The 25535-nt window shown below is 71.1% G+C and carries 23 protein-coding genes; 8 read left to right on the forward strand and 15 right to left on the reverse strand.

Translation table 11 applies throughout. The features are described from left to right. Window positions 1-105: 105 nt before the first annotated feature. The 8 genes from OHA77_RS09920 to OHA77_RS09955 form a co-directional block, all read right to left on the reverse strand. Window positions 106-636, reverse strand: a complete 531-nt coding sequence (locus tag OHA77_RS09920) for an Ohr family peroxiredoxin (RefSeq protein WP_406317600.1) — start codon at window positions 634-636, stop codon at window positions 106-108. A 158-nt stretch (window positions 637-794) separates the two neighbouring features. After that, window positions 795-2078, reverse strand: a complete 1284-nt coding sequence (locus tag OHA77_RS09925; protein ID WP_406317602.1) for an FAD-binding protein — start codon at window positions 2076-2078, stop codon at window positions 795-797. Window positions 2079-2248: 170 nt separating this feature from the next. After that, window positions 2249-2752 carry a MarR family transcriptional regulator gene (locus OHA77_RS09930; RefSeq protein WP_326820921.1) on the reverse strand — a complete coding sequence of 168 codons (504 nt, stop codon included), beginning with the start codon at window positions 2750-2752 and terminating at the stop codon, window positions 2249-2251. A gap of 13 nt (window positions 2753-2765) precedes the next feature. After that, complete coding sequence (locus OHA77_RS09935) at window positions 2766-4439, reverse strand: FUSC family protein (RefSeq protein ID WP_406317603.1); 1674 nt, start codon at window positions 4437-4439, stop codon at window positions 2766-2768. A 297-nt stretch (window positions 4440-4736) separates the two neighbouring features. Beyond that, window positions 4737-6446: a 2-isopropylmalate synthase gene (gene leuA, locus OHA77_RS09940; protein WP_326820919.1), complete on the reverse strand. Its 1710-nt coding sequence runs from the start codon at window positions 6444-6446 to the stop codon at window positions 4737-4739. Between the two features lie 231 nt (window positions 6447-6677). Further along, window positions 6678-7532 carry a ketose-bisphosphate aldolase gene (locus OHA77_RS09945; protein ID WP_406317604.1) on the reverse strand — a complete coding sequence of 285 codons (855 nt, stop codon included), beginning with the start codon at window positions 7530-7532 and terminating at the stop codon, window positions 6678-6680. Then, a complete protein-coding gene (locus tag OHA77_RS09950; protein WP_406317605.1) occupies window positions 7523-8584 on the reverse strand; it encodes a 1-phosphofructokinase family hexose kinase in 1062 nt (353 codons plus the stop codon). Before OHA77_RS09950 ends, OHA77_RS09945 begins: the two co-directional genes overlap by 10 nt. Before the next feature lie 153 nt (window positions 8585-8737). Next, the gene (locus tag OHA77_RS09955; protein WP_326820916.1) at window positions 8738-9640 is read right to left on the reverse strand and encodes an SIS domain-containing protein; all 903 of its coding nucleotides are present in this window, start codon (window positions 9638-9640) and stop codon (window positions 8738-8740) included. A 305-nt stretch (window positions 9641-9945) separates the two neighbouring features. Here OHA77_RS09955 and OHA77_RS09960 point away from each other — a divergent pair, with 305 nt between their 5' ends. After that, window positions 9946-10722 (forward strand): DeoR/GlpR family DNA-binding transcription regulator, encoded by a 777-nt coding sequence (locus OHA77_RS09960; RefSeq protein ID WP_406317607.1) that lies wholly within the window; start codon window positions 9946-9948, stop codon window positions 10720-10722. Between the two features lie 102 nt (window positions 10723-10824). Then, complete coding sequence (locus OHA77_RS09965) at window positions 10825-11070, forward strand: DUF2630 family protein (RefSeq protein ID WP_326820914.1); 246 nt, start codon at window positions 10825-10827, stop codon at window positions 11068-11070. Between the two features lie 50 nt (window positions 11071-11120). Here the strand turns inward: OHA77_RS09965 and OHA77_RS09970 are convergent, their stop codons facing one another. Continuing rightward, window positions 11121-12158, reverse strand: a complete 1038-nt coding sequence (locus OHA77_RS09970) for a hypothetical protein (protein WP_406317609.1) — start codon at window positions 12156-12158, stop codon at window positions 11121-11123. Further along, window positions 12155-13240 carry a transporter substrate-binding domain-containing protein gene (locus OHA77_RS09975; protein ID WP_406317611.1) on the reverse strand — a complete coding sequence of 362 codons (1086 nt, stop codon included), beginning with the start codon at window positions 13238-13240 and terminating at the stop codon, window positions 12155-12157. The genes OHA77_RS09970 and OHA77_RS09975 overlap by 4 nt, the downstream gene beginning before the upstream one ends. A gap of 224 nt (window positions 13241-13464) precedes the next feature. On the opposite strand from OHA77_RS09975, the gene OHA77_RS09980 reads away from it, so the two are divergent. Next, a complete protein-coding gene (locus tag OHA77_RS09980; RefSeq protein WP_406317613.1) occupies window positions 13465-15408 on the forward strand; it encodes a protein kinase domain-containing protein in 1944 nt (647 codons plus the stop codon). A gap of 26 nt (window positions 15409-15434) precedes the next feature. On the opposite strand, the gene urtE is transcribed toward OHA77_RS09980, so the two are convergent. From urtE to urtA, 5 genes are all read right to left on the reverse strand, one after another. Beyond that, window positions 15435-16124 carry an urea ABC transporter ATP-binding subunit UrtE gene (gene urtE / locus OHA77_RS09985; protein ID WP_326820910.1) on the reverse strand — a complete coding sequence of 230 codons (690 nt, stop codon included), beginning with the start codon at window positions 16122-16124 and terminating at the stop codon, window positions 15435-15437. After that, a complete protein-coding gene (gene urtD / locus OHA77_RS09990; RefSeq protein WP_406317614.1) occupies window positions 16102-16860 on the reverse strand; it encodes an urea ABC transporter ATP-binding protein UrtD in 759 nt (252 codons plus the stop codon). The genes urtE and urtD overlap by 23 nt, the downstream gene beginning before the upstream one ends. Then, entirely contained in the window at window positions 16857-17966 is a 1110-nt protein-coding gene (gene urtC / locus OHA77_RS09995; protein WP_406317616.1) for an urea ABC transporter permease subunit UrtC, read from the reverse strand. Before urtC ends, urtD begins: the two co-directional genes overlap by 4 nt. Further along, on the reverse strand, window positions 17963-18829 hold the full coding sequence (urtB, locus tag OHA77_RS10000; RefSeq protein ID WP_406317618.1) for an urea ABC transporter permease subunit UrtB: 867 nt from the start codon (window positions 18827-18829) through the stop codon (window positions 17963-17965). The genes urtC and urtB overlap by 4 nt, the downstream gene beginning before the upstream one ends. A 136-nt stretch (window positions 18830-18965) precedes the next feature. Continuing rightward, window positions 18966-20198, reverse strand: coding sequence for an urea ABC transporter substrate-binding protein (gene urtA / locus OHA77_RS10005; RefSeq protein ID WP_406317619.1), 1233 nt, complete (start codon window positions 20196-20198; stop codon window positions 18966-18968). Between the two features lie 328 nt (window positions 20199-20526). On the opposite strand from urtA, the gene OHA77_RS10010 reads away from it, so the two are divergent. The 5 genes from OHA77_RS10010 (at window position 20527) to OHA77_RS10030 (ending at window position 25518) form a co-directional block, all read left to right on the forward strand. After that, window positions 20527-22113, forward strand: coding sequence for an OmpA family protein (locus OHA77_RS10010; RefSeq protein WP_406317620.1), 1587 nt, complete (start codon window positions 20527-20529; stop codon window positions 22111-22113). A gap of 193 nt (window positions 22114-22306) precedes the next feature. Then, window positions 22307-22609: an urease subunit gamma gene (locus OHA77_RS10015; protein WP_326820905.1), complete on the forward strand. Its 303-nt coding sequence runs from the start codon at window positions 22307-22309 to the stop codon at window positions 22607-22609. A gap of 17 nt (window positions 22610-22626) precedes the next feature. Further along, window positions 22627-22953 (forward strand): urease subunit beta, encoded by a 327-nt coding sequence (locus tag OHA77_RS10020; RefSeq protein WP_406317622.1) that lies wholly within the window; start codon window positions 22627-22629, stop codon window positions 22951-22953. Next, entirely contained in the window at window positions 22943-24658 is a 1716-nt protein-coding gene (locus OHA77_RS10025; RefSeq protein WP_406317624.1) for an urease subunit alpha, read from the forward strand. Before OHA77_RS10020 ends, OHA77_RS10025 begins: the two co-directional genes overlap by 11 nt. Further along, the gene (locus OHA77_RS10030) at window positions 24658-25518 is read left to right on the forward strand and encodes an urease accessory protein UreF (protein WP_406317626.1); all 861 of its coding nucleotides are present in this window, start codon (window positions 24658-24660) and stop codon (window positions 25516-25518) included. Before OHA77_RS10025 ends, OHA77_RS10030 begins: the two co-directional genes overlap by 1 nt. The last annotated feature ends 17 nt before the right edge of the window (window positions 25519-25535 follow it).

Below are 25535 nucleotides of genomic sequence, written 5' to 3' on the forward strand. Positions count from 1 at the left end.
TGTTAACACTGTGATGGGAGTTGACTACCCTAATTCGGATATGTGATCCGGCTCATGATTTGATGTCCGATTCAAGATTGAGACTGCGCCCAGCCAGGAACCGGATCAGGCGAGGTGCACCCCGACCTCGACGCTTCCCAGCAGCGCCTTGGAGTACGGGCAGTGCTCGTGGGCCCGCTCGACGAGAGGACCGGCGAGCCGCGGGTCCAGCTCCGGCAGGTGGACCGTCACGTCGACGCCGATCGCGTAGTCGTCGTGCTTGCCGCGCTTGCGCAGTTCCACGGTCGCCTCGACGCTGACCCCGTCGGTGTTCAGGCCCTCCCTGCCGGCGACCAGCACGAGGGAGCTGTGGAAGCAGGCCGCGTACCCCGCGGCCATGAGCTGCTCGGGGTTGGTGGCGCCACCGGGGCCGCCGAGCTGCTCCGGCGCGCGGACCTCCAGGTCGAGGAGGCCGTCGTCCGTCCGCACCCGGCCCGTTCTGCCGCCCACTGAGGAGGCGCGTGCCGTGTAAAGGGGGACGTAGCCGACGTCACCGCCCTCGGCTCCGGGCAACTCGGCTTCGACGCCGGGCCCCGAGTAGTCCGAGGCCGTCGGCTGCCGGGGCCTGTCATATCCGGATGGTGCGTTGTGTCCCATGGTTTCCGCCCCCCGATTGCCGCAAGAAGGGCCGGAGGTCCGTCACACCCTCCCCCGCCGCCCGGCCCCAGATGAACCGATCGAAACGGTGGTTACCTACCCAGAGGTAGGAGAACCGACACAGTCCGGTGGTCTGGATGGGGCCGGGCGCAGGCTCGTCACCGAGGGTTTTCGCCGAGGATGTAGTCGTCGACGAACGTGTTGCGGAACTTGCCCGTGGGATCGTGGACGCCGAGCAGCCGCTGGAAGTCCGGCAGCCGCTCGTACCGGGACCGCAGGCGTTCCGGGCTGGTGACGAAGAGCTTGCCCCAGTGCGGCCGTGCCTCGAAGGGCTCCAATGCCTCCTCGACCAGGGTGAGCACCCGGCTCACCGCCGGCCAGTCCTTCTTCCAGGTGAAGTGGAGGGCGACCGCCCCCTGCCCGTAGCAGGGGCTCATCCACAGATCGTCCGCCGCGACGGTCCGGATCTCCGACACCTGCAGGACGGAGGCCACGCCGTCCCTGATGCGGTCCAGCGCGCGGAGCGCGCCGATCGCGTGCCGGCGCGGCACCAGGTATTCGGACTGCAGCTCCTCCCCGCTGCTGGGCGTGAAGTCCAGGCGGAAGTGCGGCAGCCGCTCGTGCCACGGGCCCGGCACGCCCAGCTGCCGGGTGCAGTTGGCGGCCGGCATCCCGGGCAGCGGGTGCAGCTCGGTCTCCGCCAGGGTGGCGTCCAGCCACTCCGGCGCCGCCTCCCAGGCGTCCCCGGATCCGTCGACGCGCCGTTTCAGCCATACCTGGTCGATCTGCGGTCCCCGCCAGCGGGTGAACAGGCTCACGCTGTACGTCGCGGAGAAGATCTCCTCGAAGTGATCCTCCAGCCGCGCCCAGGGGAGGTTCTCATACACGTCCTGCCGTATGTCGAACGCTGGGACGACGTCGAGGGTGAGCCGGGTGACGATCCCCAGCGCGCCGAGGCCGACCACCGCCCCGCGGAGGCGGTCGCCGTCCCGCTCCCGGGTGAGGACGGTGATCTCGCCGTCGGCGGTGACCATCTCGATGCCCGCCACCGCCGTCGACAGGTTCCCGTTGGCGTCCCCCGAGCCGTGCGTGGCCGTGGCGCAGGCTCCGGCGACCGAGATATGCGGCAACGAGCCGAGGTTGTGCAGGGCGTAGCCCTTATCGTGCAGCCACCGGGCCAGCTCGCCGTACCGGACTCCGGCGGAGACCGTGACCGTGTGGCGTACGGTGTCCAGTTCCATCGAGGCCGGCAGGTTCTCCAGCGAGACGAGGTCGCCGTCCGGGCAGTCGGCGATGCGGTTGAAGGAGTGGCGGGTGCCGAGCGCTCGCAGCCGGCCGCTGCCGGCGACCACGTCCTGCAGCCGCTCGACACTGTCGGGGCGGTGGAGGCGTGCCGCCCCGTAGGTGACGTTGCCCGCCCAGTTCGTCTGCGGTTCGCTCACCGATATGTCCTCTCTGCAGCCGGCACCGGCGCGCCTGCGGCCCCGGTGACGGCGGGATGACCGTCACCGGGGCCGCTCATGGTCGCGCCGGGCTCATCAGACCGGTTGGGGGACCGGTGGGGAGTTTGATGGTATATGGGGGCATTGTCGGGAAGGTCGGAGGACTGCGGTCAGGGCTGGCGGGCGCCCAGCCGTCCTTCCAGCAGAAGCAGCAGCTCACCGAGAAGTCCCGCCAGCTCCCGCTGCCGCTCCGCGTCCAGACCCGACAGCAGCGACGCGTCGTATCCGACCTGCTCGGGAAGCATCCGATCGATGATCGTACGGCCCTGCTCGGTGAGCGAGAGGTGGGAGACCCGCCGGTCGCGGTCGTCGGGGCGGCGGATCACCAGCCCGCGTTCCTGGAGGAACCGCAGGCGCTTGGTGACCGCGGCCCCGGAGGCGAAGGTCTCCCTGGCGATCTGGCTGGGGGTGAGTTCCCGGTCCAGCCGTCTCAGCGTGCCGAGGATGTCGAACTCGGGCCGGGTCAGACCGTGCCCGCGCAGCGGCGCGTCGGTGGCCTGCTGGATCAGCAGGAAACAACGGTTGAGGCGTCCGATCACGGCCATCGGCGCGGTGTCCAGCTCCGGGTTGATGCGCTGCCACTGGCGCATCACCTGCGCGACGATGTCCTCCACGCCCCCGCTTCCCTCAGCCGTCCGTCGATCCGCAGCAGACTCTATCCCGGACCGGCCCGGCCAGTCGTGCGAGCGTCCGGTGGCCTCGCTGTTCGGCACCGGCGATCCGCTCCTCCGGCAGTGCGCGCTGCCACCACTCGCCGGCGGCGACCTCGGCGGCCTCGCGGAGCTCCACCAGGGCGGCGGTGAGCAGGCCGCGGACCCGGGAGACGTCACCGGGTCCGGGAGAACCGGGCGCCAGCAGGCGCTCCGCCGCGGCCTGGGTGGCGGCCACCCGGTGGAGGGCGGCGTCGACCCGGCCGGCCGTACGGCGGTTGGTCACCAGCAGGCAGCCGAGCAGTCCCGCCGCGACGCCGACACAGGTGTCCAGCCAACGATCGGTGATCAACTGCCCGGCGGGCCGGTATCCGGGGAACTCGGTCAGCAGCAGGGCCATCGGGGTCACGCACACGGTGCCGAACCAGTAGTTGCGGGTGATCAGTGCCTCGGTGACGAACTGGAGGACCAGCACGAGCAGCACCAGCGCGAGCTGCCCGGTCCGGCTGACCGGCAGCAGCGCTGTGAAGAGGAGAAGACCGGCGAAGTTGCCGAGCGCGCGTTGCAGCGCCCGATGCCAGGACAGCACGGCGTTGGCCTGGAAGACGGCGGCGGCCGTCACGATCGCCCAGTAGGGGTGGCCCACCCCGGCCGCCATCGATATCAGCCCGGCGAGAGCGGATCCGACGGCGACGCGGATCCCGATCGGGAACAGCGGGGAGGCCGGGTGAAACGCCCGCAGCAGACGCGGCCGGCCGCTGCGGGCGGCCCGTTCCACCGCTATGCCCGTCAGCTCGGCGGCTTCGGCCTCGGTGAGGCCCGTCTCGGGCAGCGGCCGGTTCCGGCGCAGGTCCCCGGCCCAGCCGGCGAGCCGGCCGGCTTCCCCGGCGGATCCTGTCGCGAGGGACTCCTCGGCGTGCGCCAGGAGGCGCTCCAGAGCGCTCCGGCCCGGCCCCGCGGGCACGAGGAGGAGGGTGTGCCAGGCGGCGTTCACCGCCGCGGCGGCGTCATGGCGGGCCCGGGACGCGGCGGCGTCCGCCGCCGGGCCCCTCGCGGCCGCCGCCAAGGCGCGGCCGGCCGCCTCCAGGGCACGGGCGACGGCGATGCGCTGGGGGCCGTCGGGCCGGACGAGCGCGGGGGCCATGCAGACCAGCCAGGCGAGGACCGCACCCGCCATCGCGAGCACCAGGTGGAAGGGCACCTCGCTGAGCCGCTGGGGCATGAAGGCACACGTCGCGGCCATGAAGGTGAAGATCACATTTCCGGGCGGGCCGATCCGGGCGGCGTCGCACATCACCTTGTGCAGGGCGGCCAGCACCGCGGTCACGAGGATCAGGGCGATGGTGGACCGGGTGAGGCCGGCCGCGGTCAGCGCCACCCCCACGCTCGCGATCATGCCCAGCGCCACCCAGGACAGGGTGCGCGCTCGGGCCGCGTACGGCAGGCCGTGCGCGTACAGGGCGCACATCGCCCCGGCGGAGGGGTAGACCGCCAGGTCCAGGCGGCCGAGCGCGAGGAGGATCAGATCGGGGACCGCCAGGGCGACGACCGCGCTGAGCGCGTGCTTGTGCCAGATGTCGCCGAACCGGCCGAGCCGGAACGCTCCCTTCAGCGGCAGCCGCCGTACGAGCATGCCCGGTCGTCCCCTCATGGCCCCCACTCATGTGCTTAGAAAGTATTTTACTCATAAAGTATATGAGATCGCGGTCACCGCCGGTGACGCGGCCGTGCCCTGCCTGCGGGTCCGAGGAGACCGCGGCCGGGCCCTCGGCCTCCGCCATGTCGGAGGAAATGACTCGACCGCGCGTCCGCGGGTCACGCGGAGGGCGCGGTCGAATAGACGACGTGAGGCCTTGTGGGCGCTTGTCGGACGCGTCGCCCCGGCAGGTCGTACCGGGGCCGCGTAAGCCGTACCGGGCGTGTTCTGCGGAAAAGCCCGCAGGACGCCTTAGCGGGTGGCGCGGTTGACGGCGGAGATGACGGCCTTCAGGGAGGCGGTGGTGGTGTTGGCGTCGATGCCGACGCCCCACATGGGCTCACCGGCGATCTCGCACTCGATGTAGGAGGCGGCCTTGGCGTCGGTGCCCGCGCTCATCGCGTGCTCGGCGTAGTCCAGGACACGGACCTGGATGCCGATTCCGGCCAGCGCGTCGCAGAAGGCGGAGATGGGACCGTTGCCGATCCCCTCGATCTCGCGGATCTCCCCGTGGACGCGCAGGTCGGCGCTGATGGCGTCCTTGTCGTCGCCCTGCGAGACGGTGCGATGGGCCAGCAGGCCCAGCCGGCCCCACGGACTGGCCGGGTTCGGGAGGTATTCGTCGGTGAAGACCTCGAACATCTGGGCCGGGCTCACCTCACCGCCGAGGGCGTCGGTGCGGGCCTGGACGACGCGGGAGAACTCGATCTGCAGGCGGCGCGGCAGGTCGAGCTGGTGGTCGGCCTTCATGATGTAGGCGACCCCGCCCTTGCCCGACTGGCTGTTGACCCGGATGACCGCCTCGTAGTTGCGGCCGATGTCCTTGGGGTCGATCGGCAGGTACGGTACGGCCCAGGTGAACTCGTCCACCGGAACCCCCGCGGCGGCCGCGTCGCGCTCCAGGTGCTCGAAGCCCTTTTTGATCGCGTCCTGGTGGGAGCCGGAGAAGGCGGTGTAGACCAGCTCGCCGCCCCAGGGGTGACGCGGGTGGACGGGCAACTGGTTGCAGTATTCGGTGATCCGGCGGACCTCGTCGATGTCGGACAGGTCGATCTCCGGGTCGACGCCCTGGGAGAACAGGTTCATGCCCAGCGTGACCAGGCACACGTTGCCGGTGCGCTCGCCGTTGCCGAACAGGCAGCCCTCGATCCGGTCGGCCCCCGCCATGTAGCCCAGCTCGGCGGCGGCCACCGCGGTGCCCCGGTCGTTGTGCGGGTGCAGCGAGAGGATGATCGAGTCGCGGTAGGCCAGGTTGCGGTGCATCCACTCGATCTGGTCGGCGTAGACGTTCGGCGTGGCCATCTCGACGGTGGCGGGCAGGTTGACGATGACCTTGCGGTCCGGGGTGGGCTGCCAGACGTCGTTGACGGCGTCGCAGACCTCCACGGCGTACTCCAGCTCGGTCCCGGTGAAGGACTCCGGCGAATACTGGAAGTAGACGTCCACGTCGGTGGCCTCGGCCAGCTTCCGGCAGAGCTTGGCGCCCTCGACCGCGATGGCGGTGATGCCCTCGCGGTCCTGGCCGAAGACGACCCGGCGCTGCAGGGTGGAGGTGGAGTTGTACAGGTGGACGATGGCCGTCTTCGCGCCCTCGATCGACTCGAAGGTCCGCTCGATCAGCTCGGGCCGGGCCTGGGTCAGGACCTGGATCACCACGTCGTCAGGGACCAGGCCCTCTTCGATGATCTGCCGGACGAAGTCGAAGTCGGTCTGCGACGCGGCCGGGAAACCTACCTCGATCTCCTTGTAGCCCATCTTCACCAGCAGCTCGAACATCTTGAGCTTGCGGTGGGAGTCCATCGGGTCGATCAGCGCCTGGTTGCCGTCACGCAGGTCCACCGCGCACCACCGGGGGGCCCGGTCGATGACCTTGCCGGGCCAGGTGCGGTCGTCGAGCCGGACCGGCGCGTAGGACTCGTAGCGCTTGAACGGCATGGGGCTGGGCTGCTGCTGCGGATACATGGAGAGGCTCCTCGACTGGAAAGGCAATCGTGGCCGACACGCATGGCTCGCTCCGCGACGAGGGAGCCGACCTCTTACAGGCCCTCGTCGCGGCAGCTAAGAAGCAGGCCGCGCAGCATGATTAGCACGCTAGCAGACGGTGGCGGATGCCCGGGACGCGAGCTCACATCGTGAGATCTTCCTGCTCACCGTCGGTCGGAACCTCCCGGGAACGGCATGGGGCGTTCCCACTCAGGTGCCGGCTCCCCGACGGGTCGGGTCCAGAACGCCCAGCAGGTGGGCGACCTGGGCGGCGACCGCGTCACGGGCGGCACCGAGGTAGTCGCGCGGGTCGACCTTCTCGCGCCGGGCGGCGAGCCTGTCCCGGACGGCCGCGGTGAACGCCTTGTTGAGGTGGGTGGCGATGTTGACCTTCGTCATGCCGTGCCGTACGGCCAGCGCGAGGCCGTCGTCGGGCACACCCGAGGAGCCGTGCAGCACGAGCGGGACCGGAACGGCCCTGCGGAGTTCGGCGATGAGGTCGAGATCGAGCACGGCGTCGCGGGTGAGCATCGCGTGCGACGAGCCGACGGCCACCGCGAGCGCGTCCACTCCCGTGGCCGCCACGTAGCCGGCGGCCTGCTCCGGCTCGGTGCGCGCTCCGGGCGCGTGCACGCCGTCCTTGCCACCGACCTCGCCGAGTTCGGCCTCCACGAAGACCCCGCGCCGCCGTACCCGGGCGGCCACCTCCGCCGTCGCCGCCACATTGGCCTCGTAGGGCAGCGCGGAGGCGTCGAACATGACCGAGCCGAAACCCAGCTCCACCGCCTCGTCGACCAGGTCGGCGCGGGTCGCGTGATCGAGGTGGACCGCGACCGGTACGGCCGCCGCCCGCGCGATGGCCAGGCACGCGGCCCCGATCGGCGCCAGCGCGCCGTGGTAGGCGACGGTGTTCTCGCTGATCTGCAGGATCACCGGTCTCCCGGCGTGCTGCGCACCGGAGACGATGCCCTCGGCGTGCTCGATCTGGATGACGTTGAACGCCCCCACCCCTCGCCCGGCCCGCGCGGCCTCGGCGACCAGCTCACCGGTCGGTGTCAACGGCACTGACTGTCCTCACTTTCGCTCCGGGCGCGTTCCAGGCGGACGCGGCCCACGTGGTCGAGATAAACCGCCGGGTCGATCTGTCCCGCCAGCGGGTGACGGACGGCGGCGGCCGACAGGGCGGCGGCCCGGACGAGCGTGCGGGGCCAGTCCCAGCCCAGGGCGAGGCCGAGTGCCAGCGCGGCCACGGCCGCGTCGCCCGCCCCGGTGGGGTTGCCTCCCCGCACCTCCGGCGGCACGGCCTGCCACCGCCCGTCGGGGGTGTCGGCGTACAGACCGCGTGGACCGTCCGACACCACCACCGCGCGCGCCCCTTCCTGCCGCATCCACGCCGCTCCCCCGGCCGCGTCCGGCGGGCCCGCGGGTTCACCGGATCCGGATGCGCCGTTCCGAGCGGTCAGCGCCCGGGCCAGCTCGGAGATGTTGGGTTTCACGATCTCGGGACCGGCGGAGAGGGCGGCGAGGAGCGCACCGCCGTCCGCGTCGAGGACGGCGGGCACGCCGTGCCGCTCCGCCTGCCTGACGAGCGTGGCGTAGGCGTCCGGGGGCAGCCCGGGGGGCAGGCTGCCGCTCAGCACGACGACCGTGGCCTCGGGGAGGAGCTCCTGCAGCCGGTGGCACAGCGCCTTCCACTCGGCCGGGGTGACGACCGGCCCCGGCTCGTTGAGCATGGTCACCGTGGCGGCGCCGCTGTCGACGACGGCGACCGTGCGGCGGGTCTCCGCCGCACACGGCACGAACGCGTATGCGAGCCCGGCCTCGTCGAGGTCGGCCAGGAAGGCCGTCCCGGCCGTTCCCCCGGCCAGTCCGACGGCCACCACCTCCACCCCCCCGAACTCTTCCGGGAAGGCGCCGCCTCCTCCTTCGGGCCCGCCGGGGAGGCCGCATGCCGTCGCGGGCCCCCCGGAGAGGCCGTGCAGCAGCCGGGCCACGTTGACGCCTTTTCCCCCGGCGCGGCAGGACACCTCGGCGACCCGGTTGGTGGCGTCGAGGGTCAGCGCGTCGAGACGGTAGGTGACGTCGAGCGCCGGGTTGAGGGTGACGGTGACGATCACGTCGGCGCTCCCTCGCCGGTGTGGCCACGGTGCCAGGACCGGGCCGGCGTCACGGACGGCGGGTAGGGGTCCGGGTCGGGCTCCCCGGTGACGGGCGGGAGGAAGGGCATGGCGGCTCACTCGGCGATCGGGATCGAAGGGGCGGGACGGGGGCTATTCGACGACGACCGCGCGGGACAGGTGCTCGGGCGTGTCGCACTCCAGTCCGCGGGCGCGGGCGTAGGCGATCGCGAGGCGATGGACCCGTACCAGCTCGGCCTGCGGATCGGCGGCGGCCACGCGCAGGGTCGCCCCGGTGGCCGTGATCGCGGCGACGACGTCGGCGGGCAGCGGGGCGAACGACCAGACCAGGCTGCGCGGGCCCGCGCAGGCGATGGGACCGTGGCGGTATTCCAGCGTGGCGTAGGACTCGGTCCACAGCCGGGCGGCCTCCCGGCACTTGAGCGCGGCCTCGTCGGCCAGGCCCCGGCTCCAGCCGGTGCCGAGGAAGACCAGGTGGTCGTAGTCCGCCGGATCGGCGACCGGCGGCTCGTCGAGTGCCGCGGCGGCCTGGGCGGGCAGCGCGGCCACGTCTTCGCCCGCCGAGGCGCGCAGCAGGGTGAGGGCGGAGGTGGCGAAGCGGGTCTGCACCACGGAGCGCTCGTCGGCGAAGTCGAGCAGGACGTGCCGGTGGGTGACCTCGGTGATCGGAGAGCCGGGGGTGCCGGTCACCGCGATCGTGGTCATGCGCTCCGACAGCTCCCGTGCCAGCCGGACGAGGTCGCTGGTCGTGCCGGAGCGGGACAGCAGGATGGCCACGTCATAGGGGTCGGTGTCGTCGAGCTCGGTGGCGATCACCGCGCGGGTCCTGCCCTGGCCGAGGCGCTGCCGCAGGTGCGCGTAGGAGTCGAGGATGTAGTAGGAGGTGCCGCAGCCGGCCCCGAGCACATTGGCTCCGGACCGGGGCAGGATCGCGCTCAGACTCTGGGCGGCGTCGACGACCCGCTGCCAGACCTCCGGCTGACTGTCGACCTCGGCCTGCGTGTGGCGGGCGAGTACGGGCTGGGGCGTGGTCACTGCGGATCTCCTAAGCTCGAATGCATCAAAAACCTTCAAAAACTCTCATAACTTCCACGATGGAACCGTAGACAGCAGCACACGAGCCTGTCAACGCCACCGAGGCGGAGACCGTGCCACCCTGTTCCGCACCGTCCTGCGACCAATGAGAGAGATTGCCGCCTTCCGCGCGAAACTGATAGAAACGAGATGTCAGTCGAGCCCCGCGAAAACCCGTGCAGCTCACCGGTTCACGGGCCCGACCGGCGTCACCTGACCGTCAGGGAACCTCGCCTGAAACCGGTGGACAGAGAGGCCGGCTACCGATGCTGAGCGAGAAGCGCAGAAGCACGCTGCTGCACCATGTCCGGAGCAACGGGTCGATCAGCGTGGAAAACCTCGCCGAACTGCTGAACGTCAGCGTCTCGACGGTCCGTCGCGACCTGGACGACATGGACGGGCGAGGCCTGCTGCGCCGGGTGCACGGCGGGGCGCTGGCCGTCGACGGCGACGAGGTGCCGGTGCCTGTTGAGACCTCGATAACGGAGCGGGCCGTCCGCAATCTTGAGGAGAAGCGGCGCATCGCCGCAAAAGCAGTCGAGCTCATCACGCCGGGCAGCACCATCCTGCTCACCGGCGGCTCCACCACCGCCCAGATGGTGCCGCACCTGAGTGCGGCGCCCGACGTCACCGTGGTCACCAACTCGATCGCGATCGCCTACGAGATCGGCACCACCGCCGAGGACGTGCAGGTGCTGGTGCTCGGCGGCCTCATGCGCAACGTCGAGCTCTCCCTGCTCGGCCACCTGACCACCCAGGCCCTGGCCGACATCCACATCGACCAGGCCTTCTTCAGCGCCTACGGCCTCGACCCCGAGTACGGCATGCTCGGGGCCCATCTCGCCGAGGCCGAGACGGACCGCAACATGATCACGACCGCCCGTCGCCTGACGGTGCTGGCCGACCACAGCAAGTTCAGCCGCCGCAGTGCCGTGCGCATCGCGCCGGTGTCCCGTATCGACACCGTGGTCACCGGCCACGACGCCCCCGAGGAGGCGGTGGCGGCGCTCCGCGCCCACGACATCACCGTCTTCCGGGCCTGAGGCGGGTTCTTCCTCCTGCGCCCCGCTCCCACGTTCCGGCTGATCGGAGCGGTCATCCGCTGATCGGATACAGTCCGAAATAAGCCATGATGGGAGAACGCGATGAAGGACGACGACATCCTCACCCATATCCACGAGCTCATCGCCGAGGAGCACGGCCTCCGGCAGCGGCTGGCCTCCGGCGGGATCTCCTCACACGAGGAGAACAACCGGATCACGCAGTTGGAGGAGGCCCTCGACCAAGCCTGGGACCTGCTCAGGCAGCGCCGGGCACGCCGGGAGTTCGGGGAGGATCCCGACTCGGCCGCGCCGAGGACGATCGACGAGGTCGAGGAGTATCGCCAGTAGGGAGCCGCGCGTAGCGGCCTCGCCGGGCAGGCCGGCCGGGTGGCCGCCCGTCACGCCGGAGGGGAGGCCTCCGACGGTGTCGGCGCGGGCCGTACGGTCCGCTGGTCCTTGGGGCGGCCCTGGCACCGTGGGTCGACCGGAGCCGGTGGCGGAGCCGGGGCGACCCAGGAGACCACGCTCTGCTCGACATACCAGCCGTGCAGGTTCGCCCAGGTCCTGGGCACCTCGCCGAAGTCCGGACAGAGCACCTTCGACTGCAGCCGGTCGTTCCTGACGAAACTGACGACACCGTCGCGCCCCAGGACGGTGGACATCTGGTCGTCACTGGCGACCAGATAGCCCACGAGCACCTGCGGTTTCTCGTCCTCGCTCAGTTGCAGCGCCATCAGTGGGAGGATCGGCGCCTTCATCACGACCACACCCACCAGGAACGGCGTGAGCACCGCCATCGCGACCGCGATGCCGTGGGTGAGTCCCCAGGCGGGCGCCCGGGGAACGGGGCCGGTCAGCAGCACCGCGAGCCCCTGCGGGAGCGTGAGAAGAAGCGAGGTGGCCACGTCGTGTGCGGCGACCGCCGTACCGACGGCCGGCCAGAGCACGATGTAGGAGATCACCGCGACCGTCACGGGCAGCGCGTAGCAGACGACGGCCCGCAGCCACTCGTTGCGGGGGAACCGGTCGCGCACCGTCAGCCCCACCACGGTCAGCGACAGCATCGCCAGGGTCGGCAGGAACCGCAGCTGCCAGGTGAACAGGCCCACCACGACGGCCAGGACCACCACCCAGCCGGGCAGCCGTTCGGCGGCGCGCACCAGCCAGGAGGAGCGGCCCGTGCTGATCCAGTACAGGGTGCCGAGCACCCGGCCGCCGAGAATGAGCGCGGGCAGCACCCAGAGGGTGGTCAGCAGGACCGCGCTGAGCAGACCCAGCGGGCTGATGTTCTGCAGGAGCAGGAGCAACGTCTGGGTGTCCTGCCGGCTGGCGTACCAGAGCCGCATCACCAGCAGGACGAGGGGGAAGATCGGGAGGAGCGTGAGCAACCACTCCTGGTTCCTCGGCGCGTCCTTGACCCGCCCGACGCTTTTCAACGGGACGGACACTCCTGGACGGGAAGCGTGCGCTCCCACGGCCACCTGCGCACCGCCGGGGGCAGTGCGCAGGGCTGCTCCGCCTGGGCGACGTTCACGCTGGGACTGGCCGCCAGCAGCGGGTCGAGGTAGGTCCGGTAGGCCTCTTCCCACCTCTGATCCTGGGGGTCGGCGTAGGAACGGTAGAGGGCGAGGTCGACCAGGGTCCGCAGCGCGCGGTTGGAGCCGGCGTTGACGGCCCACATCTCGGTCTTCTCCAGCGCGATGTCATGGTGGCTGAGCTCTCCGGGGGACTCGGCGACGAACCCGGCCAGGATGGCCGCGTCGGTGGTCACCGCGTCGAACTCGTTCCCCTGCAGACCCGTCATGCAGTCACTGATCAGGTTCTTGGCGGTGACGACGGCCCTGGTCGCGCTCTCCAGCTCCTTCTCGGAGGTGGAGGTGCCGAGCGTGCAGACCTTCTCACCCGCCAGCTGACCCAACGAGGTGATCTTCACCGGCGGAACGGACCTGGTCACCACGGACTGCTCGGTGTAGAGGTAGGGGGTGGAGAATCCGACGGCGGGGTCCTCCTGCCGGGCGCGCGTCACGCTGAAGCTGGCGACCACGAGATCCACCCTGACGAACCGGCCCCTGTCGTCCAGGGCCTGCATGCGCGCCCTGTCCTCGGTCTCGATGGCCAGGAAGTCAACCTTGTCCGGCGGGTAGCCCAGATCTGCGGCGACCAGGTAGGCGATCTGGATGTCGAACCCCGTGAAGGCACGCCTGCCGGTCTTCTCCTGGAGGGCGATGCCCGGGGTGTCGGCCTTCACCCCGATCCGGAGCCTGTCCTTGGTGAACAGCCCGGCCTGCTCCCGCAAGTCGGCCTCGGTGGGCGGCCCGTTCACCCACATGACGGATGCCCCGACCACGAGTGCGGCCAGGATCAGGGCGACCCACGCCGCGAGCCGGAACCGTCTTATCCGTGGCGGCCGGACGGGCTCGGACGGGATGCCGAAGGCCGACGGCGGCCCGGGCTCCGGCCCGAGCCGGATGCCGTGATCTTCGGAGGGGACCGGCGGATCCTCTGCCGGCCTTGCCACGTCCGCAGGCTCTTTGCTCATGACACCTCCGGGCTCCCGGTCTGTCTGGCAGACTATGCCGCCGCCACCGGGATCGGGTGCTTCTTCGACAAAACTCTTAAAGTGCGGAGACTCCCGATTCAGCCGTAAGGAGAAAGCCAATAAGACGAGATCAAACGTCCTACCGACTCAATGACCGAAATACCCCTTAAAATCCACTGGCAGATCTCTGGAAGCAGGGGACGATGGATCGTGTCATTGGGCCGTACCGCGTGGTGCGCGGGCTCGGGCAGGGCAGCACGGGCGAGGTGTTCCTCGCCCGTGACCCCGACGGCCGCCAGGTCGCCGTCAAGCTCGTCCACCCGCACCTGGCCGTCGGGCCGGTGTTCCGGCAGCGGTTCCAGCCGGAGGCGGTCGCCGCCTCCCGTGCCGCCAGGTCCTGCATCGCCCCGGTTCTGGACACCAGGCTCGACGGTGACCAGGCCTACCTGGTCACCGAGTACGTCGACGGTCCGGACCTGCGCCGGCGGGTCGAATCCGACGGCCCCCTCACCGGTTCGGCCCTGGGCACGCTGGCCGTCTCCACCGCCGTCGCCCTGCAGGCCGTCCACGCCGCCGGGGTCGTGCACCGCAACCTGCGGCCGTCCGCCGTCCTGCTGGGTCCGCTCGGGCCGAGGGTGATCGGCTTCGGCGTCGCCCATCTCACCGGCCGGGCGGGCACACCCTGGTACGTGTCGCCGGAGGAGACGCGGGGCGAGGAGGTCGGCGCCGCGTCCGACGTGTTCGCCTGGGGCGGTGTCGTCCTGTACGCGGCCACCGGCCGTGCCCCGTCCGGTGGCGGCACGGGACTGTACGGTGACCACGTCGGACCCGGCCTGACCGGACTGCACGGCAACGGCCTCGAACCCGGCCCGGCCGTACCGCCCGGTGGCAGCGTCGAGCCGGACCTGAGCGGGCTACACGGTCCGCTCCGCGACCTGGCCGGGCGCGCCCTCGCCTGGGATCCCGCGCACCGCCCGAGCGTGCAGGACATCCTCAGGATCCTGACGGGCGCCGCCAACCCCATCACGTCCCTCGCCCCGCCGCTCGCCCCGCCGAGCCCGCAGGACATGGGACCACTCGACCTTCCCACCAACCCGGCCCTCCCCCGCATCCCGCTCGCCGGGCCGGACCCGCGCCTCTCCCGGACCCCCGGTCCACCCGCCGCGAAGGAACGGCCCCCCGCGCTCCCCGCCACGAGGGAACGGCCTCCCGGCCCGCCCGCCGTGCGGGAACGGCCCCCCGCGCTCCCCGCCGTAAGAGAACGGCCGGCGGCTCGCCCGCCGGGCCCGGCCCCGGTGGGCGCCTCCTCGACGAGGTGGCAGCGGTCGGTCGCCCTTCCCCTCGCCGGAGGGGTGGCGGTCGCGCTGGTCATCGCCGGTGTCTCCTTCTTCCTCCCGGACGACAGCGCGACGGTCGACCGCGAGCCCCCGACGCAACCGGCCGTCGAGCTGAGCGGTCCGGCCGGGCCCACGGACTTCCCGCCGCTCTCCACGCCCGCGACCCCGTCGCCGGCCGCCACCACGGCACCGTCCGCCGCCCCTTCGCCGTCCGCCACCACGACGGCGGCGGAGCCCGCAGCGGCACGGACCCTGCCGTTCACGGACGACTTCAGCGGCCCGCAAAGCGGCTGGACCGTGGCGGCGCGGGGCAGGGGCAAGCACCGGCCGGTCCGGGGCGCCTACCGGATCGTCGCCGCGTCGGACGACTACCTCCCGCTCATCGCCCCGGTGAGCACCCCGGTGAAGAACACCACCATCACCGCGAAACTCCAGATGCTGGACGGCGAAGGCACCTTCGGCGTCTTCTGCCGCGGCCTGAACAGGGGCGCCCGGCGCTACGAGTTCTCGATCACCAGCGACGGCGCCGCCTCCATCGCCAAGAGCGGCGAGTCGCCCGCCACGGTGAAACGCGGCCGCGTGCCCGGTTACCACCCCGGCCGGCTCGTCAGCCTGCAGGCGACCTGCCGCAGCGTCGCGGCGGGGACCAGCCTGAGCCTGCGCGTCAACGGCAGGCAGGTCGTCTCCCGGATCGACAGGAAGGACGCGTTCGCCTCCGGCTCCATCGGCATGTTCGCCCACGCGGCGGGTGGCGGCTCCGGCGTGGAGGTCAGCTTCAACTCCTTCGAGGCGCTGCCGCTGAACCGGTGACCGGCTCCGGGCACGCCCGGAGCCGGTCAGACCGCGAGCAGGCGGTGGACCTCCTCACCGCGGAGTTCCTCGGCCGCCCCCGAATGGACGACGCGCCCGGCGTCGAGGATCAGGAAGCGGTCCGCCAGGCGCAGGGCCACATCCACGTACTGCTCGACCAGCAGCACGGCGAGCCCCGAGCCGTGCAGGCGCTCGATCGCCTCCTCGATCTCGATGACGATGGACGGCTGGACGCCCTCGGTGGGCTCGTCCAGGATGAGCAGTCTGGGCCGGGTGACCAGCGCGCGGGCGATGGCGAGCTGCTGCTGCTGACCACCGGACAGGAATCCGGCACGGCGCTTGAGCAGGGGCTTGAGGCGGGGGAAGGTCTCCAGGGCCTGCTCCAGCGCCTCCTGCGGACCGCCTGCGGCCTCCAACGTCACCAGCAGGTTGCCCAGGACGCTGAGCTGGGGAAAGGTCTCATGGCCCTGGGGGACGTAGGCCATGCCGAGCCGTACCCGTTCGTGCGGCGCGAGGCGGGTCACGTCGCGCCCGTCGAAGGTGACCGATCCCGCGGTCGCCCCGAGCACCCCCATCACCGTGTCGAGCAGGGTGGTCTTTCCCACGCCGTTGCGGCCCATCACGCAGACGAGCTGGCCGGGTTCGACCTCCAGAGAGATCCCGAACAGCACCCGGGCCCTGCCGTACCCGGCGTCAAGATCCTGTACCGACAGCATCGCTCGGCCTCCTTCCGAGATAGACCTCCTGCACGCGAGGGTCGCCGCGCACCTGCTCGACCGACCCCTCGACCAGCACCTTGCCTTCGTGCAGGACCGTGACCTGCGAGGCGTACCTGCGCAGAAACTCCATGTCGTGTTCGATCACGATCACCGTGTGATCGCGCGCCACCGACGTCAGCAGCTCGCCGGTGCGCTCACGCTCCTCCGTCGACATCCCGGCCACCGGCTCGTCGAGCAGGAGCAGCCGGGGCCGCTGGGCGAGCAGCATGCCGATCTCCAGCCACTGCCGCTGCCCATGGGAGAGCACCCCGGCGGGCCGGTCGGTCAACGGCCCCAGCCCGGTCGTCTCCAGCGCCTCGGTGACGGCTTCTCCGGCACCGCGCCTGCGCCGGGCCAAGGACCAGAGCGGGAGGCGGAACGAGGCGGCCAGGTCGAGGTTCTCCAGGACCGTGAGCTCCTCGAAGACCACCGAGGTCTGGAAGGTCCGCCCGACGCCGAGCCGGACGATCTGGTGCTCGCGCAGGCCGGTCAGGTCCCGGCCGCCGAGCCTGACCTCGCCCGCGGACGGACGGGTGAGACCGGTGATGACGTCGACGAGGGTCGTCTTGCCCGCCCCGTTGGGGCCGATCAGGAACCGCAGCTCCCCCTGCTCGACGGTCAGGTCGATGCCGTCGATGGCCCGGAAACCGTCGAACACCACCTCAAGCCCGCGTATCTCGATCATCGGACTCATCCGACCTCCTCCATCACCCGGGCCGCGCCCGGCTCGGCGGACCGGGCGGCCGGACCGGTACGGCCGGCTCCCCTGCGGCGGCCGAGGGCGTCGCGCGCCGTCGCCGCCAGGCCGAGGATCCCCCTGGGCGCCAGGGTCATGACGAGGACGAACAGCGCGCCCTGCAGGTACAGCCAGCCGTCGGCGAACTGCTCGCTGAAGGACGTCTTGGCGTATCCCATGACCACCGCTCCCAGGACGGCGCCGGCCAGCACCGACCGGCCGCCCACCGCCACCCCGACCACCAGTTCGAGCGAGGGGACCACACCCAGCAGCGCGGGTGAGATGATCCCGACGACCGGCACGAACAGCGCGCCCGCGAGCCCGGCCATGCCCGCCGAGATCGCGAAGGTGACGGTCTTGACGACGGCCGGGTCGTAGCCGAGGAACCTGACCCGGTCCTCGCCGTCCCTGACCGCGACGAGCAGCCGCCCGAAACGGCTGTTCACCAACTGCCGCGCACCGAGGTAGAGCAGGCCGAGCACGACCGCGACCACGAAATACAGCCCGCGCTGGGTAGAGTCCGCCGCCAGGTCCCGGCCGAACAGGTCGAAGAAGTTGGTCAGCCCGTTGGTGCCTCCGGTCAGGCCCTGCTGCCCGACGAGCAGGATGACGAACGCGGCGGCGAGTGCCTGGGTGAGGATCGCGAAGTACGCGCCGCGTACCCGTTGCCGGAACACCAGCAGCCCCAGCAGGGTGGCGATCAGCATCGGCCCGACAACGACCATGGCCAGCGCGAACACCGGGTTGGCGAACGGTTTCCAGAGCGCGGGCAGGTGCTCGACCCCGCTCCACACCATGAAGTCGGGCAGCTCTCCCCGGGCGTCCACCAGTTTCAGGTGCATGCCCATCGCGTAGCCGCCGAGCCCGAAGAACACGCCCTGTCCCAGGGCCAGCATGCCGCCCTGCCCCCAGGCGAGACCGATGCCGAGGGCGACGATCGCGAAGCAGAGGTATTTGGCCAGCAGGCCGAGCCGGAAGGGCTCCAGTAGGAGTGGCGCGACGACCAGGGCGAGCACGGCCACCGCCGCGAAGACGGCCGGTCCTCTCAGACGTGCGAGGTTCACGACAGCACCCTCGATCGGAGGACGAACAGCCCCTGGGGCCGGAACTGGAGGAAGGCGATGACCCCGGCGAACACGATCACCTTGGCCAGGCTGGCATCGGTCCAGAACTCGGCGTAGGAGTTCAGCAGGCCGAGCCCGGCGGCGGCGATGACGGCGCCGCGGAGCTGGCCGAGCCCGCCGGCGACGACCACCAGGAAGGCGTCGACGATGTAGTAGGTGCCCAGCGCCGGACCGACCGGGCCGACCAGGGTGAGGGCCACCCCGGCCACCCCGGCGAGACCGGAGCCGATGAAGAAGGTCCGCTGGTCCACCCGGCCGGTGTTGATGCCGCTGACCGCGGCGAGCCGCCGGTTCTGCATCACGGCCTGCATCCGGCGGCCCTGGCCGGTGCGGTTCATATAGGCCCAGATGCCGGCGACGGTGGCGAGCGCCAGGGCGAAGATGAACAGCCGGTTGTAGGGCAGCATGCCGATTCCGCCCCGCAGCCAGGCCGGGGCCTGGACCTGGACGTTGGGCGCTCCGAACAGGTCGCGGGCGAGCTGCTGGAGCACGAGGCTGACGCCCCAGGTGAGCAGCAGGGTGTCGAGTGGGCGGCCGTAGAAGTGCCGGATGGCGGTCCGTTCCAGGATGAGCCCCATCAGCCCGGCGACCAGGAAGGCCACCGGGAGGGCGACGATCACGGCCGTCCGGCCGGTGAGGTCCTGCAGCAGGTAGGCCGTGTACGCCCCGGCCATGATGAACTCGCCGTGGGCCATGTTGATCACACCCATCTGGCCGAACGTGAAGGTCAGCCCGAGGGCGATGAGGAGCAGCACCGCGCCGATCGACAGGCCGATCGGCAGCTGGTTGAGAAACGCCTCCACCGGTGTCCCTTTCCTACGAGTGTCTGGCTCCGGAGCGGGAGCGGCGCCGCGGTTCTGTCCGCGGGTCGTTCGACCGTCGCGCTCCGGAGCCGGTCTGCGGGGGCGGCCGGCGGGCCGCCCGTCTCTGTGGAGGGCGTCAGCCGGTGGCCAGACCGCTCGCCCAGGGGTAGCCCTTCAGGTAGGGGTCGGGCTTGATCGGCTCGCCGGAGTTCCAGACCTCCTTGATGAGGCCGTCCGGCTGGATGACTCCGATCCGGGCCGTCTTGTACATGTGCTGGTTCTCGCCGTCGATGGTGACCTTGCCCTCGGGGCGGGCCAGGGTGATCCCCCCGGCGGCCTTGCGCACGGCCTCGACCTCGACGGTGCCGGCCCTCTTGGCCGCCTCCGCCCAGAGGTAGACGGCGTTGTAGCCGGCCTCCATCGGATCGGAGGTCACCTTGTCGGCGCCGTACTCGGCCTTGAACGCGGCGACGAACTTCCCGTTCGCCGGGGTGTCGGTGGTCTGGTAGTAGTTCCAGGCGACCGGGTGACCGGCGATGTTGTCCACGCCGATACCCTTGACCTCCTCTTCGGCGACGCTCACCGACAGGACGGGCATCTTCTCCGCGGTGATTCCGGCGCTGTTGAGCTGCTTGAAGAAGGCGACGTTGCTGTCACCGTTGAGGGTGTTGAAGACCGCGTCCGGCTTGGCCTGGACGACCTTGTTGGTCAGCGTGCTGTACTCGGTGTGGCCGAGGGGGGTGTACTCCTCACCGAGGATCTCCATGCCGTTCGCCGCCGCGTACGCCTTGATGATCTTGTTGGCGGTGCGGGGGAAGACGTAGTCGCTGCCGACCAGGAAGAGTTTCCTCTTGCCCTGCTCCTTGAGGTAGTCCAGGCCGGGGATGATCTGCTGGTTGGTGGTGGCGCCGGTGTAGAAGATGTACGGCGAGCTCTCCAGCCCCTCGTACTGCACCGGGTACCACAGCAGCGCCTTGCTCCGCTCGAAGACCGGCAGCATCGCCTTGCGGCTCGCCGAGGTCCAGCCGCCGAAGGTGGTGGCCACCTTGTCCTGCCGGATGAGCTTGGTGGCCTTCTCCGCGAAGGTCGGCCAGTCCGAGGCGCCATCCTCCACCACGGGGACCAGCTTCTTGCCGAGCACGCCGCCGGCCGCGTTGATCTCCTCGATGGCGAGCAGTTCGGCGTCCCTGACCGTGACCTCGCTGATGGCCATCGTGCCGCTCAGGGAGTGCAGTACGCCGACCTTGATATCGTCACCACCGCCGGAGACGGCGGCGCTCTCCTTGGCGGGAGCCCCGCCACTGCACGCGGTGAGAGCGGTGGCCAACGTCGCGAGGGCGACACCGGAACGCCAGGCTGAATTCCTCAATGGCTCTTCCTCCTTGCCGGTACGGCCCCCGCACCGATCTATCTGCCGTCAAGGTGACCGAGTGAGATTTCCCATGGAGATCGCATCTGTTAATTGCGGTTTACCGTGAGCTAACCGCGGACACGAGCACCGCTTTGACCAGCCGCTATCCACCCGCGACACCGCTTTGGGACCGACGCGGGCAGAAGGGGCGGCCGTCCTCGCCGGTGCCCGTGCCCCGGTGCCGGCCGCCCCGCATCCGGGCCCTCCGGTGGGGGACTATGCCGATCCTGAATGTCGGCTCACTAACCTGAGGACTCCCTTGGACCTTTCGGATGAGGAGCTGGCGATGGTGAGGAAACGGACGTCGCTCGTGACCATGACAGTGGTGACGGCAATGCTGACGTCATGCGGGCTGACGGGTGTCCGGCAGGGCGGCGGCGGTGAGGAACGCCAGTCCGGGGCCGCACCCACCGCGCGGCCGAATGTCCCTGCGTCGACGTCCGCGTCCTCCTCGCCGACCGGTGACGGAGCGGACACCCGTCCCGCGCTGGCGAGCACACAGAGCACCGAGACCCCGACCTTGAAGATCGAAGTTGTCGGTCTGAACCGGGTCGCGGGCAAGCACCTGGTGATCCAGCTCAGGCTCTCCAACACCGGCACCGACAAGCAGCTCTCCTGGACCGGCGAACTCGGGGACAACACCCGCCCGCTCGGCGAGATCCGCTGGGCCTCGGGGATCGGCGTGCTCGACGCCCCGGCCCACCGGTGGATCCTGCCCTACAAGCCAGCGGACAGCCCCTGCCTGTGCAGCGACGAGCAGCGTGACGACCTGGGCTACTTCATCGAACCCGGTAAGTCGATCACCGTGTACGCCGTCACCCCCGCCCCCTCGGGCAACCCGGCCACCACCACCGTCGTCGCCCCACCCGGTCCTCCCATGATCGATGTGCCCATCAGCGACGACCCCGTCACACCACCGCCCGGCCAGGACATCCCCGACCCCGACGCCCAGCCGGTCACCGTGATCAGTCACCGGGTCACGGTGCCGTCGGAGTCGCTCGACAAGTCCGAGGAGACCGCGGACGACGGCCGGGATCTGCAGGTGAACCTCTCCTCCGACGTGCTCTTCGCACTGAACAAGGCCGACCTGACGTCCCGGGCCAAGGCCGTGCTCACACGCACCGCCAAGCTGGTCGACACCTCCGCGGGCGCCACGGTCACGGTCGAGGGGCACGCCGACTCCTCGGGCACCGACGCCATCAACGACCCGCTCTCCCAGCGCCGCGCCCAAACCGTGCAGCGCGCCCTGTCCGGCCTGCTGACCAGGTCGGGAGTGCGCTTCCAGGCCAAGGGGTACGGCTCACGCAAGCCGCTCTACAGCAACGACGACGAGGAGGGGCGGCGGCGCAACCGGCGCGTCACCGTGACGTTCGCCAAGCCGCGGCCCGCCGAGACGCGGCCCGCGACCACTCCCGGGGCGGATCCGGTGCCGGACGGGAACGGCCCCACGTCGCGCGCCAAGTACGACGGGCAGCCGTTCGCCGTGGAGGTGACCGGCCTGCGGCGGCTCGCGGGCGACCTGGGCGTCCTCACTTACAAGATCTCCAACGAGGGTGACGCGGAGGCCTGGAACCACGAGCTGAACTGGTCGGCCGACTGGATGTCGTACAAGTACCATGCCGCCAGCAACGTGCGGTTGACGGACGCCGCCGCCCGGCGGCAGTACCTGCCGGGCAGGATCCTGGTGCAGACCGACGACGGAACCGACACCTACTGCGCCTGCACCGAGATGGCGGGCGTCCGCCTGAGCACGGGAAATATCGCGCCGGGCCGGCCGAAGGAGTTCTGGAGCCTTTTCGCACTGCCCACCGGCGCCTCGTCGGTGCAGATCAAGATCGCTCAGTATCCTCCGCTCCGGGTCGCCGTGCCGTAGGGCGCCGACCCGGCCGAAGGTCACGGCCGGCACGCCGGAGGCGGCCGGAGCGGGGGCCGCCGGCCGTCCGCCGAGGCACGCGAAGGTATGCTCGGGGTACGCGGCAGGGCACAGGTGAGCCGCGAGGGATGCGGAAACCGCCCCGACATCGCCGTGCAACATTTCGGAAACCGCCGGTTCCTATGGTCTGGTGATGCGGCTCACCCCACACGAGCAGGAACGCCTGCTCATCCACGTCGCCGCCGGTGTCGCCCGTGACCGCAGGTCCCGGGGACTCCGGCTCAACCACCCCGAGGCCACCGCGCTCATCGCGTCCTTCCTGATGGAGGGTGCCAGGGACGGGCGGACCGTCGCGGACCTGATGGAAGCGGGACGGACCGTGCTGTCCCGGCAGGACGTCATGGACGGCGTGCCCGAGATGCTGGAATCGGTGCAGATCGAGGCCACCTTCCCCGACGGCACCAAGCTCGTCACCGTCCACCAGCCGATCCCGTGACCGGGGAGCCGCGGGCGATGAGACCCGGTGAGATCCAGTACGGCGAGGCGCCCATCCCGCTCAACCCGGGCCGCGAGCGCGTCGTCGTCCGTGTCGTCAACACCGCCGACCGACCGATCCAGGTCGGGTCGCACTACCACTTCGCCGCCGCCAACCCCGGCCTGGAGTTCGACCGCCAGGCGGCCTGGGGCACCCGTCTCGACGTGCCGGCGGGGACGGCGGTGCGGTTCGAGCCCGGCGTCGAGCGCGACGTGACCCTCGTGCCGATCACCGGACAACGGATCGTCCCCGGCCTGCGCGCGGAGTGGGCCGGCCCTCTCGACGGGAGTCCCCATGTTCATTGAACGATCCCGTTACGCCGCGCTGTACGGTCCCACCACCGGCGACCGGATCAGGCTCGCCGACACCGACCTGTTCGTCGAGGTCACCGACGACCTGGCGATGGGTCCCGCGGGGGCGGGCGACGAGGCCGTGTTCGGCGGCGGCAAGGTCATCCGCGAGTCGATGGGCCAGGCCAGGACCACCCGGGCCGACGGCGCACCCGACCTGGTGATCACCGGCGCGGTGATCCTCGACCACTGGGGCGTGATCAAGGCCGACATCGGCGTCCGGGACGGCCGGATCGTCGCGATCGGCAAGGCCGGCAATCCCGACACCATGGACGGCGTCCACCCCGGTCTGGTGATCGGCCCGTCCACTGAGATCCTCGCGGGCAACGGGAAGATCCTGACCGCCGGGGCGATCGACTCCCACGTCCACCTGATCTGCCCGCAGATCCTGGACGAGGCCCTGGCCGCGGGGGTGACGACGATCGTCGGCGGCGGCACCGGCCCCGCCGAGGGCACCAAGGCCACCACGGTGACCGGTGCCTGGTATCTCGCGCGGATGCTGGAGTCACTCGACTCCTACCCGGTCAATGTCGCGTTGCTCGGCAAGGGCAACACGGTCAGCACCGAGGGCCTGCTGGAACAGCTCCGTGCCGGGGCCTCGGGTTTCAAACTGCACGAGGACTGGGGCAGCACCCCCGCCGCCATCGACGCCTGCCTGTCGGTGGCCGACAGCTCCGGTGTCCAGGTGGCGCTGCACACCGACACCCTGAACGAGGCCGGGTTCGTGGAGTCCACGCTGCAGGCGATCAGCGGCCGGACGATCCACGCCTACCACACCGAGGGGGCGGGCGGCGGCCACGCGCCGGACATCATCCGGGTCGCCTCCCACGGCAACATCCTGCCCTCCTCCACCAACCCGACCCGCCCGCACACCGTCAACACGTTGCACGAGCACCTCGACATGCTGATGGTCTGCCACCATCTCAACCCCACGATCCCCGAGGACCTGGCGTTCGCCGAGTCCCGGATCCGGCCGTCGACGATGGCCGCCGAGGACGTGCTGCACGACATGGGCGCGATCTCGATGATCGGCTCGGACTCCCAGGCGATGGGCCGGGTGGGCGAGACCATCATCCGGACCTGGCAGACCGCGCACGTGATGAAGGGACGCCGGGGCACGCTCGCGGGCGACGGCCGCGCGGACAACCTCCGGGCCCGGCGCTACGTGGCGAAGTACACGATCTGTCCCGCGGTCGCCCACGGCCTGGACGGAGAGGTCGGCTCGGTCGAGCCGGGCAAGCTGGCCGACCTGGTCCTGTGGGACCCGGCCTTCTTCGGCGTCAAACCGGACCTGGTGATCAAGGGCGGCGTCATCGCCTACGCCCAGATGGGCGACGCCAACGCCTCCATCCCCACCCCTCAGCCGGTCATGCCCCGCCCCATGTTCGGCGCCGCCCCGGTCACCGCCGCCGCCACCTCGGTCCACTTCGTCGCCCCTCTCGCGATCGAGGACGGGCTCGCCGACCGTCTCGCCGTACGGCGGCGCCTGCTGCCGGTGGCCGACGTCCGGCGCCGGGGTAAGGAGAGCATGCCGCTCAATGACGCCATGCCCCGGATCGAGGTGGATCCCGACACCTTCGCCGTCCGCGTGGACGGCGAGCTGATCGAGCCCGCCCCTGTCGCGTCCCTGCCCATGACCCAGCGTTACTTCCTCTTCTGATGCACGCCGCGCTGCTGCTGCTGGCCGACTCCCGGCTGCCCGCCGGGGGCCACGGGCACTCGGGGGGCACCGAGGAGGCGATCAGGACCGGTGCGGTCCACGACCTGTCCAGCCTGGCCTCCTTCCTGCGGGGGCGGCTGGCCACCGCGGGGCTGGTGGCGGCGGGCCTGGCGGCGGCCGCCTGCGAACTCGGCGCGTCCGGCCGCGTCGTCGGCGACCACCCGGCGAACGGTGACCACCTTCCCGGTCGCCGCGTCGTCGGTGACGACCCGGCGAACGGTGACCACCTTCCCGGTCGGCCCGGCCATCGGCTCGCAGGAGAGGTTCCGGGGACGGGCAGCGCCGCGGACGCAACCGACCCGTCCGCGGGGAGAGCCGGCCGGGAGGCTCCCGCCGGCCGTACCGGACCGTGGGCCCGGCTGGACGCGGAGGCCGACGCCAGGACCGCCTCCCCTGCCCAGCGGGAGGCCGGGCGCACCCAGGGCCGACTGCTGCTGCGCACCGCGCGGCGAATCTGGCCGTCACCGGTGCTCGACGACCTGGCCGGTGCCGTACCGCAGGGAGCCCATCATCCGATCGCACTCGGCGCGGCGGCCGCGGCGGCCGGATGCGCCCCCGGAGAGGCCGCTCTCGCGGCGGCCTACACCGCCGTCACCGGACCGGCCACCGCGGCGGTGCGGCTGCTGGGGCTCGATCCGGTCCCGGTCCACCGGCTCCTCGCCGACCTCGCCCCGCAGCTGGAGCGGATCGCCGCGAGCGTTCCGGCCAGGTGGGAGGCGCTCCCGGCACACGCCGCACCCGCACTCGATCTGCTCGCCGAAGGGCACGCCCGCGCCGAATCGAGATTGTTCGTCTCCTGAACACCCGACGTCACCCC

Source organism: Streptosporangium sp. NBC_01639 (genome assembly GCF_045209755.1).
Lineage (GTDB): Bacteria > Actinomycetota > Actinomycetes > Streptosporangiales > Streptosporangiaceae > Streptosporangium.